The organism is Cryobacterium sp. Y11 (genome assembly GCF_002929535.1).
Classification (GTDB): Bacteria; Actinomycetota; Actinomycetes; order Actinomycetales; family Microbacteriaceae; genus Cryobacterium.
Genome location: NZ_PJJO01000048.1, coordinates 38,673 through 53,473, shown reverse-complemented (window position 1 = coordinate 53,473; position 14,801 = coordinate 38,673). Strand labels below are relative to the sequence as shown.

Genomic DNA, 14,801 nt, shown 5'->3' with positions numbered 1-14,801 from the left:
ACTTACGAGTGCCTCGCGAGCCCGGTCTTCAATATGCGGGTCCGCCTCGAGATCTGTGATCACTCAGATCTCGGCGCGGAGTCGCGCAAAACCTTGAGGGTCCACAGCGCTATCACACCATTTATCACCCCGAGGAGAATGTAGACGACCGCCCAGGTGCTCCCAGCGACGATGAGGACGACGCTTAAGGCAATCATGAGTGGTGACAGAACGCACTGAACGATGGCCCCGATGCGCTGTCTGCGTCGAAGCCGGGACGCGCTGGTGGGCACTCCCGGTGGCCACACTGTGTCGGCCCAAGTCTTCCGCAGCGTCCACACCGCAGCGATGGAAAAGAAGATGGTGGCGCCGACCAGAACCAACGCACCAAGAATACTCGTCGCCGCGTTGGCGATCAGGAACCCCGCGGCAGCTGCAATCACGGCGGCGGCAGCCATTCCGAACCAACCGGCAACCTTGGGCGACATGGGCTCAGAGTATCCAGTATCGGATTGAACCGGTAGCGACACCTCCAGTGAGACTCGCAGCCGCATCTTATAGGGAACGTCCTACGGGATCGCGTGCTAGATGCACCTTCGGGTGGATTTGTTGGGGTCGCGGGGCACAATTCCTGTCGCGGCCCAGAAGCTCTCCCGCAGCCACTGCGCCGCACCGTACACACGGAAATTGCCGACGCGGTCAGGACCGCGGCAGCGTTTTCACGTCGGCCGAGTTCCGGGCGCTGGTGACCAGCCTCCGGTTGCGCTCCTCGATGGGCCGCCCGGCGTGTTGGGACAACAGTTTGGCCGAAAGTTTTTCTCGATGCTCAAGAACGAACGCGTTTACCGCACCGCATACGCGACGAAATCACAGGCCCGCAGCGATGTCATCCGGTATGTAGAAGGCTTCGACAACAGCCGACGCCGGCACTCCGCGCCGGGTTACCGCCGACTTTAGTGACGTCCACTATGGTTATCAACAGCCAACATTGGCAACGCGGAAGAGTCCACTAATTCCGCTGTTCGAAATGCCCGCAGCAACTCACGTGGGTAGACAAGGGGGGACCGTCGCCGTGCCGACGTCTTCGGGTGGCCGTATCAGTAACGGATGGGTGTGATGAGCAACGAACTTGGTAAACTCGTAGACCGAGGAGATATCGACGGCGCCCTCCTTGCAGCGAGAGGGCTAACCCCTAAAAGAGTCCGGGAACTCCTCTTCAGCGGCGACGGTTTCATGACGAATTCAGCACCCTACGGAGAATTTATCTCTCGCTGGTACACCTCACTGACGAGCGCGTACTTACGTGCTGAAGCCGCTGACTGGTTCGCCCAGGCGTACCTCACGGAAATCGCCGACGTTCCAGGCGCTGAGCAGACGGGTGCTGCGATGTCCACCGAGTCGAAGAAGGGCGTCATAAGGTATTTGGCGAAATCTATCGGCGGAAGGGACGTCGAAGACTGGGCTACGAGCCCGGAACGTCCTATCACTCAGCAGCAACTGGGCGGCTGGAAGGCAGTAGGCCAGCAGCTTCGGGAGATAACGCTTCCCTAAGGTGTTCGTCCCGTGGACCCCGCGGGTACTGAGGGCTCAACGCTGCCTGGCCTTCCCAGCTGAACGACCTGACCCTGCCACCGCATCGTCCCATAAGCCGAACCCTGAGCGGGCGGTGCTGAGGACGAAGTGGTTTTCGATCAGCCATGCACGGGGGCGCGCACTTTATCGGTGCGAACCTCGCCTCGACGAATCGACCGGCGAGTTCGGCGGCTCGCTCAAGATGACCGCACTCGATCAGGTAGTAGCCACCGACAAAGTCCTGGCCTTCCGTGAATGGGCCATCGGTGCGGGTCGTCGCTCCTTCGTGTGTGCGGACGACCGTTGCCTCGACCACGCTCAACTCGCTGTTGTCGATGAGCGCTCCCTCGGCCGTGAGCTCTTTCTGGGTGTCGTCGTGAACCTTTCGGAACTCCTCCCGATCAGGACCTTCGATGGCTGCTATCGTGTTGGCATTGTTGTAAAGCGTCAGCAGGAAATATCAATGGACCTCTCCTTCGATACGGTGGCTTATCTCAACGTGCATGGATGTCATTTCGACGATGTGACGAACGCGGCAAGTTCGACGGCCATCGGCCCGGGCTCCCACGAGTGGTTGGCGCCTGCCATCCGCTTCTGTGTCGCACCGGGTATCGCCGCGACGATCGCGTCGGCCGCCGTGATCATCACCGGGAAAGTCTCCTCACCAATCAGCACCTCAACGGGAACCCTGATGCTGGCAAACAATTCTGGGAGCGGCGCAGACTCGGCCCACGCGAGCGATTCCCCGTCGGGGCGGAGGCTACCAACTTGGGCAACCAGGCCCGGCCACATCGGAGAGGTGCGCACACCGGCGAGGAACTCCGGCGGCATGTCTTTCATGTAGTGGATCAAGGCACCCTCAAGGTCACCTGCGGAGATTCGTCGGTCCACTTCGTCGGCCCACTCCCGCGCCTCGCCGTCCTGTGGCCCAAGCGGTGCCTCCCAGAGGACAAGTCCGTCGACCGGCAGGCCTGATACGGCAGCCGCCAAAGCGATCGAGCAGCCGGAGGAGTGCCCACACAATACAGCACTTCCGCCAGCGATTTCGAGAAGCGCCACAACAGCAGCAAGTTCCCGCTCGAGGTCGATCCGCCCGTCAACCATGCTTTCGCCGCGACCCAAGCGGTCATAGACGATCGTCCTGATGCCTAACTGTGCCGCCAACTCCTCGGTCGTCGTTGTTGACGGGTCGATGGCCCGGAAGGGTCCGGCTCCGGCAATAAAGATCAGCGCGGGACCGGATCCCCGTCGGTCGAAGGCGACCCGATCGCCCTCGGATGTTGTTACGAATTCACTCATGCGAATGTTCCTTGTCTGTGTGTGCCCTATCGGTTGTCATTGTCAGCTCAGTCGCTGTCGTAGGTGCACGATCACCTGATCACCCTCGTCTTTGCCGACGACTTTTCGCAGCTCAGCTTTGATCGGCACCATGTGCGTGCCAGCTCCCACAGGCAGCAGTGTCGCGTGAAAGGCATGACCGTCCATGGTGCCGGCTACCTTGACCGGCTTCCGGGTACCGAAGAACTCGCCTGAGTCCAGCATGACCACGATGGTCCAGCCGCTAGGACCGATATTCCTGCGAATCACAGCGCTGAACACAGCGTCGATGTGCCGGGAGGAATCTTCTGAAGCAATCACGATAGTCAATACTCCCTAAACCGCTGATCAGACTAGACCGTTCAGTACTATAGGCAAAGACTAGACTGTGCAGTACGCGAAATCAAGCAATACCCGACCCTGAATGGGATTGTCCATGGCACAGGCCACCGCACGGAACCTTGCGTCGGGTGCGCCCGAGGGTGGCCAACGATCGGCGCTTAAGCGTCAAGCGATCCTTGGCGCAGCGGAGGATGCATTCCTCAAGGGTGGCTACCTCGGTACAAACATGGACGAATTGGCCGCTCAGTCCGGGGTGTCGAAACAGACTGTCTATAAACACTTCGGCAGCAAAGAGGCGCTATTCGTCGAGCTAGTGACGACCATGACAAACGAGGCGGGTGACCGCGTGCACAACGAGGTCCCCGATCCTGCAGATGAGACGGAACTAGCGAACTATCTCCAGAGCTACGCCGAACGGCAGCTTGCCATCGTCATGACCCCGCGGCTGCTGCAGCTTCGGCGGCTCGTCATCGGCGAGGTCGGCAGGTTTCCCGCACTAGCAACGGCACTCTACGAGAGCGGGCCACAGCGGGCAACGTCAGCACTCGCAATGGTTTTCGAGCGCCTGGCCGATCGCGGCCTGCTCGAGATTGACGACCCGTCCGTCACCGCATCACAGTTCAACTGGCTGATAATGTCCGCGCCGCTCAACGAGGCCATGCTGCTCGGTGATGCAGCTATACCGAACACAGCCCAGCTCCACAGTCACGTCGCCGAAGGCGTTCGGTTTTTCCTTGCCGCACACGGAAGACGATAAATTCGGATACACCCACCGGACTGCTTTCATCCAGCAAGAACAGCGGAGCTTTTCGCGTAGCCCTGCAGCCCGCAAGCCGGACAACCACCGAGACACCCGAACACTGACGGAGCATCGAAGACGTTCCACATAGTTCCGGGAACGCTCGATTCCCATAACACCCGCCCGAGAAAATGCCCGGTGAAGGGGGGATAAATGGTACACAGAATGATGGCCATAAGTATGCTGCCGACGGTGGAATTGGGTGCTCGGGCGCGTCAGCGAAAGCGACCACCGATGCGCCAACGTCCTCGCGAGCGGAGATAGGAACTCCACCCCACTCCCCTGCCCAGCCCAGCGTTAGCGCAGGTGCCTGCGGACGGATGCGCGAGACTAGACGTATGGCCGATCTCACCTTGTACGGCGGCGTCGGCAGCCGCGTTGACGCCGAGATCGAAGTAAAACGATCCAAATTTCTCTGCCGCCTAGTTAGAACCGAGACAGAGAATGCTGCGCGGGCTGCGATTGACGATGCCCGTAAGGAGCACTTCAGCGCTCGCCACCACTGCTCGGCATTCGTACTCGGACCGACCGGAACTCCCGATCAGGTGCGGCGTACCAATGACGATGGTGAACCGTCGGGAACTGCGGGTCGACCCATGCTCGAGGCGCTGTCCGGGCGCGGCTTCGTCGACTGCGTGGCCGTCGTCACCCGCTATTTCGGTGGCACGCTTCTCGGGGCCGGCGGCCTCGTGCGCGCATACTCGGAGGCCGTTCTGACCGCGATCGACGCTGCTCATTCCCAGAGACTAGTCGTGGAGCGCGAACGCCGTGAACTGTTCACGCTGGCCCTGGCCCACGCGAATGCCGGCCGCATCGAGGCCGAGTTGCGCCAGCGTGGGGTGCTCGTCCTGCGCACGGACTATGGGCGTGAGGCGGTGTTGCAGATTGCCGATGACGACGCCACGCGGCTCGCCGCGATCGTCGCCCACGTCACGGCCGGAACTGCGGAATTGGAGTCTCTCGGCCACGAATGGGTCGACGTCGAACGGTAATCCGGTTGCCGGCGCGGCCGTTGGCCGTGTGGATCGTGACGATAGTCGCCTCGTTTGGCGCCGGTCCCGAGTGGGGCGCAAACGATATGGATTTCTTCACAGCACGATAGCGTGAGTCGTGGGTGAGGAGAATTTGTTCACCTTGACTATTTTGGGGGGACGCTATCCGTAAACCACTCGCTGTGATCTCCATGATCGTTTTGGTGGCTTCATTGTCTGCCTGCGCGGGCACGCCGCCCGTTACTCCCCCATCTGTCAACCCGGTTTCGTCCGAAGCGACGGCACCAGCCGAGCCCACCAGCATCCGTCTTGGAGCGGAGACGACCGACGTCGTCGATGAGAACGGCACCGTGCTTCTCGCGCTTCGATATTCCGAGAACGGTGACGAAGCCGTTGCTGCCGCCATCGAGATACTCGGCGAGCCCCTGACCACGCATCACCAAGACGGCTCGAATCACTACCCCGAGATGGAGGGGACGTCGTGGGGTGGGTTCGACATCGTGGTAAACCGGTACTCGAGCGAGGCAATGCCCACCGGGGCGGTAAGCCTCTATAAGCCCGCATTCAGCGTTTGGGTGACGGCGGCCACCACAGACGGCGGCCTCGCCATCGCCTCGGTCGACGGCACAAGCGTCGGAGATTCGTTTGATTTTGTCGCGAGCGGGCAAGATGCGAACCGCGTGCACGTTGACGATGCGTTCGGCCAGCGCTCCGTGGCGCTCGACCTGCCAACGTCATTCCCGGGCATCATCGCCGACGTCGGGATGGAATTGCCTTACGGCGTCATTGCCCAATCCGATCAGGGGTCAAGCGATATCACCCGGATCGTCGCGCCGATTTTTCTCTTCTCGCTCACCTAGGTCAGTGATCACACCGCGACCGGTCCGCCTGGCTCACGGCCCAAGCGTCCAAGCCACCTCATCCATGAAACGGCATGGGAGATTACTCGGCGTCCGCCCGCAACGGGTTGGCAACCCGTGCCGCCGTGACAGTCTTCGGGCGACGTGCTCGATCCGCGAGCACAATCGCGAGCACCCCAAGCAACACGGTGCCGCCGACGCGCACGAGCCCGTCCACACTTAATAAGAGCATCGTGAAGATGACGTAGTCCTGGGAAGTACCAACGGCCACGATGGCCATCACCAGCCACGAAGCGGATGCTGCCCCCACGACCCACGCCGGCGCCCAGTTCCACGGCGCCGGCACGACGCCAGCGCGAGCGATCTGCATGACGGCGACGAACGCCAAGGCGAATCGCACGAACGAGTCAAGGTAGCTAAAGACCTGCAGTGCCCCCGGCGCGGGATCGTTCGAAAAGCTTTCGGCGATGACGCCCTCAAACACCGATCCCAAAAGCAGCCAGGCGGCGAGCGCCGTCAGCGCGGTGGTCCCGAGTGGGCGGCGGGCCGTGACGCTGCCCGAACGGTGAATTCCCCAGGCGAAGAACAGCAGGGCCACACTGAACAACACCGTTCGGATGCTGCCCCCGAAGACGATCTGGGAAATCGCTGGCTGGACCACGCCGACGATCACCGTTGCAAGCAGCAACGCTCCCCCGATGAACCAGGTGAGTGGGGCATCCGTTTCAGGGCCACTCAACGTCTTTGTGTCGACCATGGTCCCAGCGTACTCAGCCCGCTCGCAGTGTCCACCTTTACTGCGGTTAGGCGAGCGTGCGTTGCAGGCGTTCGTCGAAGTACGCCGGGCGAGTCATGAGCCAGCTGCCGACCGCGATGATCACGGGAAGCCCAAGAACGAGCAAGGCTACCTGTGGCCACGGTGGTGCAAAGGGCAGCAGGCCGACCAGCCCCAGCATCGTGGGACCCAGCAAGCCGAGGATTCCGCCCAGAACAGCTCCGGTGCCGGTGAGCAACACGGCTTGCCAGAACGCGACGCTGCGGCGCAGGCCCGGATGGGCGCCCACCGCGCTCAGGGTCACGTCATCGCGCCGGCCATCGACCCGGGCGAGTCCCAGCGCGACAGCTGCCGCGCCGAAGGCGACCAGTGCAGCGACAGCCACCAACGCCCATCCTGCGGTTCCAATCGTGCTACCTGGCCCCGCCTCGTAGCGGGCTAGGAGGTCGGTGCCGCCCGTGAGAGAGCGCAGGGATCCCCACAGCTGGCCGTAATCTGCGTCTTTTATAGGCGCGGACAGGGAGGCGAGCACTCGGTATGTGACTGGCTCCAGGCCGTGCGCTGTCGCGGTTGATTCCAGCATGAAGACACTGAAATGAATCGGATGCGCCGGCTCCTGCACCACAGCATCGATCGTCGTGGTCGACAGGGGCGTCGCCTCTTGGTTTGCGCCGATAGAAGTGGATGCCGACATCCACTCGATCTGGATAGTCCCGTCATCCTGCACATACTCGGAGTAGAGGGAGACCGCTCCCCCAGCGCGCAACGCACGCTGGGCGTCTGCGGAGACTTTCTTATCAAGAATCAGTGCAAGGTCGTCGACGGTTCCGGTCCATATCTGGGGTTCAGTTCCGTTCGAGAACAACCAGAATGGTGCGTCGCAGGCGCCGGCCGGGTTCGAACCGCTCACGAGTTCACACCGAACCTCGGGGCGCAATGCGAGTAGCGGCTTGGGTGAGGTGTCCGTTACTCCGGGTGACGCCGGCCGCACACCGGACAGGACGCTGATTTTCTCCGCGCCGAACTGCGCACGGAGCATCCTCGTCACTTCGGGTGCAATCGGATAGATGACCTGCGTATTCTCGTCCGTCCAGCCGTTCAGGTCCACCATGATCTGACCCTCGGCGTTCCACCGTTCGTAGGTTGCCCTGTTGGATTCATCGGCGCCACCGAAGAAGGCCAGCAGCATAGTGCCGAGAAATACCGTGGTCATGATCGCCGCGAGTACGGGCAACGAGCGGGACCGGTTGCGCACGGAATCACGGGCGGCCAGCCGAGCCCCCATGCCGAGGCGAGCCACGAGGGCAGCGACAACCGCGAGGATGCGCGGCGCCACAAGGAGCGCCCCCACCTGCGCCAGCACCGGACCGGCCAGCACGAGCATGATGGACAGTTGATAAAGCGAACTGTTACCGATCTTGCCGGGCGCGGCAAAACTCGCAGCCCCCGCGAGCGCGCCGCCCGCTGTCATGGCGACTCCGGCCACAATGATCGATAGTCCGATCCAGCGTCGCCCGGTGTGGCGCACGGTCTGGGCACGCCGTGCTCCGCGCAGCGCGGCCAGCACGTCCATGCGCGATGCCCTCCAGGCCGGTAGCAGCGCGGCGATCCAGCCGATCACCATCGCGAAGAGGGCGATGCCGACCAGAATGGGGATCGACAGGTGGTAGCCCCAGTACTGCACGGCGCTGCCGTCACCGGTGATCGCCATGAACAGCGAGCCAGCGAGAACGCCGATCGCGGCACCGACAATACCTCCGGCGAATCCGAGCACGAGACCACTCGCGGTAACAATATGAAAGAGGGTGCGCCGGTGGCCGCCGACGCTCGCGACGGTCGCCAGCATGCGCTGCTGTTGCCGGGCACCGACGGTGAAGGCTGCGCCGGCCAGCAGTACAACCTCCAGTACGGCAAAGGCAACGCCCGCTGCCGTCAGCGTCACGACCGTGGTCGCAACCCCCTGCAATTCAGTGGATGTCTGCAGCTGGTAGCTGCCAGCTGGCGGAGGCTTCAGCAGCACCGACCGCGACAGAACGACGGCCCCCGACTGGTTCAGCTGCTGCACGGCCGGCCAATCCAGAACGTGGCCGAAGAGGTAGAAATCGTCCTGGCTCACTCGTTGCTCGGTGTCGCCCGTGAACGCACCGAGACGGCCGAAGACGACAGGTTGGGAGTCGGGAAATTCCGCGGCATCCTGCACACCGACCACGGTGACTGAGCGTTCTGGATCGAGCAAGGTTGCCCCGTCGCCGATTCGCACGCCGAGCCGGTCAAGGGCGGCAGCAGTGACCAGGATTTCATCGTTGGCCTCGGGCGCGCGCCCGTCGAGGAGAACGTACTTGGGTTCGAAACCGGCGTTCCAGGTCTCGCCCTCGACTGCGGGCATCCCGGTGATACCGGTCGCGGTTTCTATCGTCACGTCGGCCGAACGCAGGGCGATGAGAGTCGAATCAGCTGAAACTAGGGTGGCCGGATCGACCAGGGCACCATCCGGCTGCGAGTTGACCGGCACGCCGGACGAGTCCAGGTCGACCTGATACCAGTCGGGCCGCGAGGGGCTCTGAATCATCGACGGATCGGGGCTGCTGACGATATTAATGCGAGCGTCGGCCTGGCCGAGCGCGGCGGCTATCGTCTCGTCGGCGGTGGGCACCATGCTCAACCCAACCAGGGCAACGCCGCTGAGACCGGCGACGGGAATGGCGACCATGGCAATGATCAGTGCGCTGCGCCCCTTCGCGGCCCACGCATCGCGCCGGGCGAATCTCAGGGCGGCACGAAACGGCGCGATGCGGCTGCGACCCCTCATACGGCCGGGCATTAGCGGCCAGCTTCGAGGAGCTCTTCGGCTGATCCGGTCGACGTTTGGCCCACGATGCGACCGTCTTCGAGGTAGACGATGCGATCGGCCCAGGCGGCGTGCCGGGCATCGTGGGTGACCAAAATCGCGCCGGCACCGGCGTCGACACGGTGCCGCAGCATCCGCAGCACGACTTCGCCGGTGTGGCTGTCCAGGGCGCCGGTGGGTTCATCGGCCAGGATCAGCTTGCGCGTGCCGACGATGGCGCGGGCAATCGCGACGCGTTGCTGCTGGCCTCCCGAGAGATCATCAGGGTAGTTCCCGGCCCGGCTTGCCAGGTCGACGGAGGCGAGGGCGTCGAGACCGGCGCGTCGCGAGTCGCGGCTGCGCCAACTGTCCAGTTCCAGGGGCAGCGTGACGTTTTCGAGGGCGGTCAGGGCGGGAATCAGATTGAAATCCTGAAAGACGAAGCCCAGGGTGCGGCGGCGCAGAACCGCGAGCTGCTTGGCGGTCATGGCGCTGATCCATTGGCCATCAATGACGACCTCACCCGAGGTCGGTGTGGTCAGGCCGCCCGCGATGGTGAGCAGGGTCGATTTACCCGAGCCCGAGGAACCCATCACGGCCACCATCTCGCCCGGCACGATGGTCAAATCGATTCCGGCCAGCGCGGTGACGGCGGTTTCGCCGTGTCCGTATTGACGCGACACACCGTCGAGGCGCAACAGCTCGGCGCTCATCGCACGGCCGCCCCGTCAGCCGCAGCTTGGGCAGTCGTGGGCAAGTCGGTTCGCGCTGGCCGACCACGCCTGCGCGGCTCGGCGAGCGGTTCGCTCGCCGCCAATCCCCGGGATTTTGCCTGGGCTAGCCGGGAGCTGGAGTGGTCCAGCCAGCGAATCTCCGCCTCAGCTTGAAAGATCAACGAGTCGATCACGAGCAGCCAGGCGAGTTCGTCGGTGGATTCGGGGTCATCGCCGCTGTTCTTCGCCCGGGTGAGCTGCTGCAGGGTCGTCATCGTGGACATCCGCTGCACCCGAACGATTTCAGCAATATCAACACCCGGCAGGGTCACGGCAACAGCCAGCTTGATCGCGAGTTCGTCTCGAGTCGTCGCCGGGCGCGGCACCGGGGAACGCAGCCACGCAATCACCTCGGCGTGGCCCGCACCGGTGATTGAGTAGAACACGTGCCCGTCGGTGTCGGTGTCACCCTTCACGATCAGGCCGTCGCGTTCCAGGCGCTCCAACGTGTTGTAGATCTGACCGACATTGATCGGCCAAGTCGAGCCGGTGCGTCGCTCGAACTCGGCGCGCAGCCGATACCCATAGCTCGACCCTTGATCAAGAATGGCAAGAATGCTCTGACGTACCGACACGACAACTCCTCTATTCACCTACGCGGTGTTTGCATGTCGAGTATATACACACTCGACATCTATACATCGAACTGTTTGAGGAGCAGTCTTATCTGATGCAACGGATACACGCAGGCAGGAGAGGTTTCTTTTCACGTCCGGTAGGAGCATCTGCTGCATTGGACAATCCCGCTGACACTCGGCCATGATCAAACACATGGGGACTAGGTTAAAAATTGCGAACGGAACCGCCTTGACGGGGGCGACCAGTCGAGGGCGAGAGCGGTTTTGGTCGACTTGGTACGCAACCAAACGGCGACGCGGGCGTGTGGTTGCAAGCCTGGCGGCCGTGTTGGTCCTCACGCTGACGGCCTGCGCGCCGGCCCCACGTGGGGACATTGGTCCCACGCTAGATTCACCACCCCCGGCCAGCCCTCCCACCAGCGCGGAATCTGCCGCGATTGGATTGGTCAACATCTGGCGCGTCTCGGGCGCAGCAGACGAAAAACCCGACACCTGGTTGCGGTTGGACGCACCGGAGTTCCAGCTCTGGCGAGACTGCGGAATGATCGACGGTTCGTGGCGGGCGAGCGAAACCCTGTTTCTTGCTTCGACGTACGCCGCCAGCGGTGAGTGCGTCACGGGAGCGACCCTGCCGCGAGTGGCCTGGCTCGAATCCGTCACCGGGTATCGGGCCGCCGGTGCGGGCTGGGAACTCACCGATGCGAACGGTGCGGTAGTCGCTACCCTCACCATCGATGGCAATCCCGAGGCGATCCCGACTGCGGCAGAGCTCTACACCCAGCCACCCGTCATCACCGCGGCGATGCGCGAGACGTTGCGACAACCAGTCTCCCTGGCGCCAGAGCTCACCCCGGCAACGTCCGACGACCTGGTCGGGCGGTGGGTCCCGGTTTCAGCCAGCAGCACAACCGATCCGCACGTACTTTTCGCAGCGGACGGTACCTGGGCCGGCTCCGATGGCTGCAATGGCGGCCAGGGCCGCTGGGCCGTCGACGGGCAGGGAGCGCTCCTGGCCACGGCTGGCGCCTCGACCTTGATGGCGTGCGAGGGCGCGCCAGTGCCATCGTGGGTGGCGCAGGCCCGATTGGCCAGCCTCGACGACGGAGTGCTGCGGCTACTGGATGCAGGCGGGGCAGAGCTGGGACAGCTCAAGCGCGACTAACCGTCACGCACGATTCGATCACGATTGGAAGAAACCGCGAACTGGCCCCTATCGATTTGTGCCAGGCCCAGTATCGACTTGAGACTGCAGTGACCGATCACCAACGCCGCTCTAGTCACTCGCTATCTGCCGTGCGATTTCATTCAGAAGAAGGTTCTCTTCTTCTCGAGTGACGCCTGATCGGCGCTGCCGGTCGAGTCCGCGCTTTCGTTCGTCAGCAAGAACGTCCTCAAGGACTTCCTTCAGGTTTCGCTCGGTTCCTCCAGCGGCGACGAATCGACTGCGGCTGCGCTGCGCAAAGGCGGAGTCACTACGGGGAAGCCATAAGGGCAGCGAGCGGGGTCCGGCCCAATAGTTGACGTTGTGTTCGATCAGCCAGTCATCGTCGACCGAGATGAGGTTGCCAGTATGGCCGGCCACCTTGGCGGCCGCCAGCAGAACCGTGGAGAGATCATGTTCGCTGCCAACGGCGTTGTAGATGCCGGTGAGGCCTCGATTTCCGGCACCGATTAGCCAGGCGGCCAGGTCGTAGGCGCCGGGTGTTCGCCGGTCAAATCGGATAAACGTCACGCCGTCGGGGACAGCTCCTGACTCGCCTCGGGCCAGGCAGGTCACGTCGTCGCCGTGCGCCACCAGCTGCTCGGCGATCTCGCGACCGAGCCAGCCCGTCCCGCCAAGAATCAGTGTGCCAGTCATGGCACCCAGTCAAGCGCAAACAGCCACTCGCTGGTCGAGGCGCGAGGAACGAGCGATCGACCCGCCAGCTCGGGGTGGACCTACTTTTCCCAGTTTGGTTTCTCGGCGGGTGTGGCGGCGCGGTTTTGACCGCCGGGCCGCCACGTTTGGGTGGGGTCGAAGATGAGGGGGCCGCGGACCCAGGGGCGGCCGTCTTTCATGTCGATGTCCCAGCCCGAGGTTTCGATACTGGCATGCGCTGGGTTGCAGAGGAGAACGGCGTTGTCGATATCGGTGGGTCCGCCCTGGCGCCAGCCTTTCAGGTGATGTACCTGTGTGAATTGGGGTGGCACGGTGCAGCCAGGGATGATGCAGCCGCCATCGCGGGCGGCCAATGCTCGGCGTTGGGTGGCGTTGAAGAATCGATTGGTGCTGCCGAGGTGCAGAATTTTGCCGTTGTGGCCGAACAGTATGGGTTGATACCCGCCGGCGCAGATGAGTTCATCGACTTGTTTCACGGTGAGGGGACCGTCGATGCCGTCGATCCAGCCGGCTCCGCGCCCAGCGAGCAGGTCGTTGATATTGATGTGCACCAGCACCGTCGGTGCCGCCCCGCCCATCGTCGGGGTGCCTGGCTGCCGGGCAGCCGCTTCGAACACCGCGCGGAGGATGCCTGCCTGCTTCTCACCGATCGATCGAGTGTCGCCCGGTTCCTGCGGGCAGGGGCTGAGTACCTGGCCCGCGTTTGCTCCGGTCTGCTCGTCGCAGCCTTCGTTCTGGATGTTCTGGCCGTTCTGGCCTTTCTGGCCTTTCTGGCCTTTCTGGCCGTCGGCCTGCTCGTTCTGGGCGTGCTGTCCCTCGGCCTGCTCGCCACTTTCGCAGCGCTCGGCCTGAGCGTCGTTTGCGGCCTGCTCGCCACCGTCAGCGTTGGCGCCAGTCGCGAGGACGTCGCTGGCACTGCCATGGCTGCCATCGGAGTCATGGCTGCCGGTGCTGTTCGTGCTGTCCGTGCTGTCCGCATCGGACCGTTCGCACGGCTCGGTCTCGCGAAACGCGACCGTAGCACGCGGAGCGGCTCCGGGAACCGGGTTTGCGGCAGCGGAGGAGAGGTACGCGTCGAAAACCGTGCCGATAATGGCGCGGTCAAGGGTAGTCATCCAGCCGTTCAGGCTGTAGCCGCCGTTCGCCAGCCCACCGAAGGCGAACCAGCTGCGTCGTTCGGCGGTGGACTCGCCGGGCGCGCACCCGTCGGGCGCGAGGCGCGCCTGCCACGCAATGCCTTGCTGCCGCAGCAGCTCTGGCGCGAAGGCAATGCCGGCGCCGGGGAGTGCTTCGGTTTCGGGCGTGATGGCCCCGGACCCACTCGCCACCAGGGAACGTTCCACGCGGTCGAGGTCATCGACCAGGACGGAGGGGCGCAGTTCGTCGAGAACCTTCACGATTACCCGGGCCTGCTCTACACCGAGCTCCCCGCCCTGCAATGCCTCACCGACGACGGGGTAGGTCGGCGCGAGGGGCCGGCCGAGCAGCATCCGCTCACCCGCAGTCTTGCCCAGGCTCGCACGCTGCCGCACCTCACTGCGCGACAACCGCGCCAGGGTGCAGACCAGCACGAGGCCACTGCGGCAGCCGAGCCGGCGCGCCAGCGACACCGCACCCGCCGCGGCCGCATCACCCTGCTCGGTGCTCATCACCGCCGGAAACGTCGCCGCAGCAGTCTTCGCCGTGAATTTCTCTGCGGCGACCTCCTTGGCAGTAGCTTTCGCCATGGCCACATCGAAATATTCGGAGCGGCGCAGCACATCCGTCGTGGAGACTACCCGGGCCCCATCGACAACCCGGCCGACACTCTCTAGCGCGAGCAACATGCTCAGAGATTCTTCATCGCCCAGCGACCCGAATGACACCCCACCCAACGCCGCCAACAACGCATCCCGAGCCTGCTCCACCGCCACAATGACGGGGTTCGAACTGGCCTCACCGGGGTTTTCCATGAACATGGGCGCCATTGCCTCCTTCACAACGATTCTACCGGAAATCGAATATAAAAGCGAGAGATGCTCAGAGAGATTTTCGGGAACAAAATTGACTGACTGGTTCAATTTTCGTCAACTTCGCTGTCGCTTCCCCTCGACAGCACAAGCCGTTTC

At 63.4% G+C, this 14,801-nt stretch carries 15 protein-coding genes and 1 pseudogene; 6 read left to right on the top strand and 10 right to left on the bottom strand.

What is annotated here, in order from left to right; translation table 11 throughout:
• Nucleotides 1–59: 59 nt before the first annotated feature.
• Nucleotides 60–467, bottom strand: coding sequence for a hypothetical protein (locus CXY75_RS03925; RefSeq protein ID WP_104081546.1), 408 nt, complete (start codon nucleotides 465–467; stop codon nucleotides 60–62).
• Nucleotides 468–679: 212 nt separating this feature from the next.
• Between CXY75_RS03925 and CXY75_RS03920 the strand changes: the two are divergent.
• Nucleotides 680–973: pseudogene (locus CXY75_RS03920) on the top strand (IS3 family transposase); the annotation flags it as partial.
• 122 nt (nucleotides 974–1,095) lie between these two features.
• A complete protein-coding gene (locus CXY75_RS19400; protein WP_146069357.1) occupies nucleotides 1,096–1,530 on the top strand; it encodes a hypothetical protein in 435 nt (144 codons plus the stop codon).
• Here the strand turns inward: CXY75_RS19400 and CXY75_RS20955 are convergent.
• From CXY75_RS20955 to CXY75_RS03905, 3 genes are read right to left on the bottom strand one after another with little or no spacing between them, the layout of a single operon-like run.
• Complete coding sequence (locus tag CXY75_RS20955; RefSeq protein ID WP_369826663.1) at nucleotides 1,463–2,002, bottom strand: YciI family protein; 540 nt, start codon at nucleotides 2,000–2,002, stop codon at nucleotides 1,463–1,465. The two genes, CXY75_RS19400 and CXY75_RS20955, sit on opposite strands and share 68 nt — an antisense overlap.
• Before the next feature lie 59 nt (nucleotides 2,003–2,061).
• Nucleotides 2,062–2,850 (bottom strand): alpha/beta fold hydrolase, encoded by a 789-nt coding sequence (locus CXY75_RS03910; protein ID WP_104081544.1) that lies wholly within the window; start codon nucleotides 2,848–2,850, stop codon nucleotides 2,062–2,064.
• A 42-nt stretch (nucleotides 2,851–2,892) separates the two neighbouring features.
• Nucleotides 2,893–3,189, bottom strand: coding sequence for a DUF1905 domain-containing protein (locus CXY75_RS03905; RefSeq protein WP_233201721.1), 297 nt, complete (start codon nucleotides 3,187–3,189; stop codon nucleotides 2,893–2,895).
• A gap of 115 nt (nucleotides 3,190–3,304) precedes the next feature.
• Between CXY75_RS03905 and CXY75_RS03900 the strand changes: the two genes are divergently transcribed.
• From CXY75_RS03900 to CXY75_RS03890, 3 genes are all read left to right on the top strand, one after another.
• Nucleotides 3,305–3,967 carry a TetR/AcrR family transcriptional regulator gene (locus CXY75_RS03900; RefSeq protein ID WP_104081543.1) on the top strand — a complete coding sequence of 221 codons (663 nt, stop codon included), beginning with the start codon at nucleotides 3,305–3,307 and terminating at the stop codon, nucleotides 3,965–3,967.
• Between the two features lie 380 nt (nucleotides 3,968–4,347).
• Nucleotides 4,348–5,001 carry a YigZ family protein gene (locus CXY75_RS03895; protein WP_104081542.1) on the top strand — a complete coding sequence of 218 codons (654 nt, stop codon included), beginning with the start codon at nucleotides 4,348–4,350 and terminating at the stop codon, nucleotides 4,999–5,001.
• 203 nt (nucleotides 5,002–5,204) lie between these two features.
• Nucleotides 5,205–5,861 (top strand): hypothetical protein, encoded by a 657-nt coding sequence (locus CXY75_RS03890; protein WP_146069356.1) that lies wholly within the window; start codon nucleotides 5,205–5,207, stop codon nucleotides 5,859–5,861.
• 82 nt (nucleotides 5,862–5,943) lie between these two features.
• Here CXY75_RS03890 and CXY75_RS03885 read toward each other — a convergent pair whose 3' ends face one another.
• The 4 genes from CXY75_RS03885 to CXY75_RS03870 are packed head-to-tail and all read right to left on the bottom strand — an operon-like array spanning nucleotide 5,944 to nucleotide 10,811.
• Nucleotides 5,944–6,618: a hypothetical protein gene (locus tag CXY75_RS03885; RefSeq protein ID WP_104081540.1), complete on the bottom strand. Its 675-nt coding sequence runs from the start codon at nucleotides 6,616–6,618 to the stop codon at nucleotides 5,944–5,946.
• A 46-nt stretch (nucleotides 6,619–6,664) separates the two neighbouring features.
• Entirely contained in the window at nucleotides 6,665–9,445 is a 2,781-nt protein-coding gene (locus tag CXY75_RS03880) for an ABC transporter permease (protein ID WP_158251110.1), read from the bottom strand.
• 11 nt (nucleotides 9,446–9,456) lie between these two features.
• A complete protein-coding gene (locus CXY75_RS03875; RefSeq protein ID WP_104081538.1) occupies nucleotides 9,457–10,176 on the bottom strand; it encodes an ABC transporter ATP-binding protein in 720 nt (239 codons plus the stop codon).
• Nucleotides 10,173–10,811 (bottom strand): PadR family transcriptional regulator, encoded by a 639-nt coding sequence (locus tag CXY75_RS03870; RefSeq protein WP_104081537.1) that lies wholly within the window; start codon nucleotides 10,809–10,811, stop codon nucleotides 10,173–10,175. The genes CXY75_RS03875 and CXY75_RS03870 overlap by 4 nt, the downstream gene beginning before the upstream one ends.
• Before the next feature lie 544 nt (nucleotides 10,812–11,355).
• Between CXY75_RS03870 and CXY75_RS19700 the strand changes: the two genes are divergently transcribed.
• Nucleotides 11,356–11,976 carry an META domain-containing protein gene (locus CXY75_RS19700; protein ID WP_158251109.1) on the top strand — a complete coding sequence of 207 codons (621 nt, stop codon included), beginning with the start codon at nucleotides 11,356–11,358 and terminating at the stop codon, nucleotides 11,974–11,976.
• Nucleotides 11,977–12,087: 111 nt separating this feature from the next.
• On the opposite strand, the gene CXY75_RS03860 is transcribed toward CXY75_RS19700, so the two are convergent.
• Together CXY75_RS03860 and CXY75_RS03855 are read right to left on the bottom strand one after the other, a co-directional pair.
• Complete coding sequence (locus tag CXY75_RS03860) at nucleotides 12,088–12,672, bottom strand: hypothetical protein (RefSeq protein WP_104081535.1); 585 nt, start codon at nucleotides 12,670–12,672, stop codon at nucleotides 12,088–12,090.
• A gap of 80 nt (nucleotides 12,673–12,752) precedes the next feature.
• On the bottom strand, nucleotides 12,753–14,660 hold the full coding sequence (locus tag CXY75_RS03855) for an HNH endonuclease signature motif containing protein (protein WP_104081534.1): 1,908 nt from the start codon (nucleotides 14,658–14,660) through the stop codon (nucleotides 12,753–12,755).
• Nucleotides 14,661–14,801: the final 141 nt, after the last annotated feature.

Excerpts from the sequence above, each read along its gene's own strand:
- CXY75_RS03860 (WP_104081535.1), bottom strand. The coding sequence starts at position 12,672 with ATGACTGGCACACTGATTCTTGGCGGGACGGGCTGGCTCGGTCGCGAG.
- CXY75_RS19700 (WP_158251109.1), top strand. The coding sequence starts at position 11,356 with ATGATCGACGGTTCGTGGCGGGCGAGCGAAACCCTGTTTCTTGCTTCG.
- CXY75_RS03900 (WP_104081543.1), top strand. The coding sequence starts at position 3,305 with ATGGCACAGGCCACCGCACGGAACCTTGCGTCGGGTGCGCCCGAGGGT.
- CXY75_RS03855 (WP_104081534.1), bottom strand. The coding sequence starts at position 14,660 with ATGGCGCCCATGTTCATGGAAAACCCCGGTGAGGCCAGTTCGAACCCC.
- CXY75_RS03880 (WP_158251110.1), bottom strand. The coding sequence starts at position 9,445 with ATGAGGGGTCGCAGCCGCATCGCGCCGTTTCGTGCCGCCCTGAGATTC.
- CXY75_RS03925 (WP_104081546.1), bottom strand. The coding sequence starts at position 467 with ATGTCGCCCAAGGTTGCCGGTTGGTTCGGAATGGCTGCCGCCGCCGTG.
- CXY75_RS03875 (WP_104081538.1), bottom strand. The coding sequence starts at position 10,176 with ATGAGCGCCGAGCTGTTGCGCCTCGACGGTGTGTCGCGTCAATACGGA.
- CXY75_RS19400 (WP_146069357.1), top strand. The coding sequence starts at position 1,096 with ATGAGCAACGAACTTGGTAAACTCGTAGACCGAGGAGATATCGACGGC.
- CXY75_RS03910 (WP_104081544.1), bottom strand. The coding sequence starts at position 2,850 with ATGAGTGAATTCGTAACAACATCCGAGGGCGATCGGGTCGCCTTCGAC.
- CXY75_RS03895 (WP_104081542.1), top strand. The coding sequence starts at position 4,348 with ATGGCCGATCTCACCTTGTACGGCGGCGTCGGCAGCCGCGTTGACGCC.
- CXY75_RS03885 (WP_104081540.1), bottom strand. The coding sequence starts at position 6,618 with ATGGTCGACACAAAGACGTTGAGTGGCCCTGAAACGGATGCCCCACTC.